Source organism: Methanomethylovorans sp., assembly GCF_050177135.1.
Lineage (GTDB): Archaea > Halobacteriota > Methanosarcinia > Methanosarcinales > Methanosarcinaceae > Methanomethylovorans.
Window position 1 is genome coordinate 1 of the sequence record NZ_JBFXHJ010000223.1, and the last position, 2,609, is coordinate 2,609.

The 2,609-nt window shown below is 45.8% G+C and carries 2 protein-coding genes; both read left to right on the forward strand.

What is annotated here, in order from left to right; genetic code table 11:
• The coding region (glyS, locus tag AB7U21_RS11770; protein ID WP_428389273.1) for a glycine--tRNA ligase at positions 1 to 1,582 on the forward strand (1,582 nt) is incomplete at its 5' end.
• A gap of 75 nt (positions 1,583 to 1,657) precedes the next feature.
• On the forward strand, positions 1,658 to 2,609 hold a 952-nt coding region (locus AB7U21_RS11775), incomplete at its 3' end, for a DEAD/DEAH box helicase (protein WP_428389275.1).

Here is a 2,609-nt window from a genome sequence, read left to right on the forward strand (position 1 = left end):
CATGGAGATCGAGTGCCCTACCATAGGAATTGAAGAGGTGTTTGTGGCATCAGGTCACGTTGGAGGTTTTTCGGATCCCCTTTGCGAATGTAAGCAATGTGGAGAAGCTTTCAGAGCAGATCACCTCATAAAGCACATCGTTGAAGAAGCAGATGGCCTTACAGATGAAGAGCTGGATAAGATCATTGCACAGAACGGCGTTAAATGTCCTGAATGCGGAGGAGATCTGGGGGATACTTACGAATTCAATCTCATGTTCAAGACCCAGATAGGCCCTGGAAATGGCAGGAAAGGATACCTAAGACCTGAAACTGCTCAGGGAATGTTCGTGGATTTCCTGAGACTTGCAAGATATTATCGTGACAAACTTCCCTTCGGTGCAACCCAGATAGGGAAATCATATCGTAACGAAATTTCACCAAGACAGGGAGTAATAAGGCTTCGGGAGTTCACTCAGGCTGAAGCTGAGATATTCATCGACCCAAGGGTCAAGACCCATCCCAACATACAAAGATTTGAAAATACGGCCCTGAACCTCTATTCTGATGCCGCCCAGGAAAAAGGCGTATCTGAGATCATGACGGTCAGGGAAGCAGTTGACAAAGGGACCATTGCACATGAGTTCCTTGCCTATCAGGTGGCACTGGTCAATCATTTCCTGCAGCGTGTTGGCATCGCCCCGGAAAAACTAAGGTTCAGGCAGCACAGGAAAGATGAAATGGCCCACTATGCCATTGACTGCTGGGATGCGGAGATCCTTACAGAAAGGTTCGGCTGGGTAGAAGTAGTGGGTATCGCTGACAGGACAGATTACGATCTTTCAGCCCATGCGAACATGAGCAAAACGGAGCTTTCCATCTACAGTGAATATGAACAGCCGCGTATGGTAGAAAAGTTCGTGGTCAAACCCAATATGGGAAAAATGGGACCGATGTTCAAAGGCAAGGCAAAGGTTGTTGCTGAAGCCCTCAAAGCCCTGCCGCAGGAAGCACTCGAAAAAGAAGAGATCAAAGTTTCAGTGGACGGAGAAGAATTCACTGTGCCCAGAGAGCTGGTGGAGTTCGTGCAAGAGACCATCAAGGTCAGTGGAGAGAACATAGTTCCACATGTGATAGAGCCTTCTTTCGGTATTGACAGGATACTCTATTCGGTGATGGAACATGCCTATGATGAAGAGATGGTCCCTGCCAAAGAGTCTGTAGGAGATACCGAAGATGAAGCAAGGATTGTGCTGAGGTTCAAGAAAGAAGTATCTCCCATTAAGGTGGCAGTGTTGCCTTTATTAACCAGGCGGGAACTCATAGAGCCTTCAAAAGAGATCGCTGCCAGATTCAGAGAAAAAGGCCTTCTGGTTGCTTATGACGATTCTGGGACCATTGGTCGCCGCTACAGGCGTAACGATGAGATAGGTACTCCCTATTGTGTCACTATTGACTACGATACGCTGGAAGATGGTACAGTGACAATAAGGGACAGGGACAATATGCAGCAGGTAAGAGCGCCCGTTGATACAATAGATGATGTGCTTTATGGACTCGTGTATAAAAACAAAAAATTTGAAACTGCGGGAAAGCCCTTGTAATACTTTCACTGTGCTTGCACATATTTAAAAATATAGGGGATAGTATACTGTTACACTCGACAAAAAGAATGTGACATGACAAACTATATCAAACACCCCCTTATACAATCGGATATGGTTGAGCAAAGGCTTTATCAGCTTGACCTTGCAGGTCGGGCCCTTTCCTCAACCACATTGATAGTGCTGCCCACCGGCCTTGGGAAAACCATAGTATCTTTACTTGTCATTGCGGCCAGGATGGAAAAATTCGGAGGTAAAGCCCTTGTACTGTCGCCCACGAAACCTCTTGTGGAGCAACATGCAGCTTTTTTCAAAAAGGTAATGAACATGCATGAAGAGCACATCATTACTTTTACCGGAAGTGTGGCTCCCGAAAAAAGAGCAGAGCTCTGGAAGAACGGAAAACTGATCGTTTCTACACCCCAGGTAATCGAGAACGACATAATTACAAAACGCATCAGTCTTGATGACGTCTGTCATATAACGTTCGATGAAGCCCATAGAGCAGTGGGTAACTACGCTTACACATACATAGCAGAGAAGTATTTTGAAAATGCAAAGAACCCTCATTGCCTCGGGATAACCGCAAGTCCCGGAAGCACTGACGAGAAAATAAGCGAGGTATGTGAAGCCCTGCACATAAGATCAGTTGCCGTGAAGACAGAATCGGATAGCGATGTTAGGCCATATATCCATAAGAAGGAGATAGAATGGATAAAGATCGATCTTCCGAAAGATATGACCGAGATCAAAGGATTGCTCGAAAAGGTGATGGAGGAAAGGTTCACAAAACTCACAGAACTTGGATTCCCTGTACACAATCCTAAGTTCGTTAATAAGAAAGAACTGTTGGGTATGCAGAAAAAACTCCAGGAAGAGCTTAGAGGTCTGCCTGACCCGTCGGTCTATGCAGCAATATCTGTCGTTGCCGAAATAATGAAGGTGAACCATGCCGTAGAGATAATTGAGACGCAGGGGATGGAATCCTTGCGCAAGTACATGGAAAGGCTGGAACACGAAGCATATT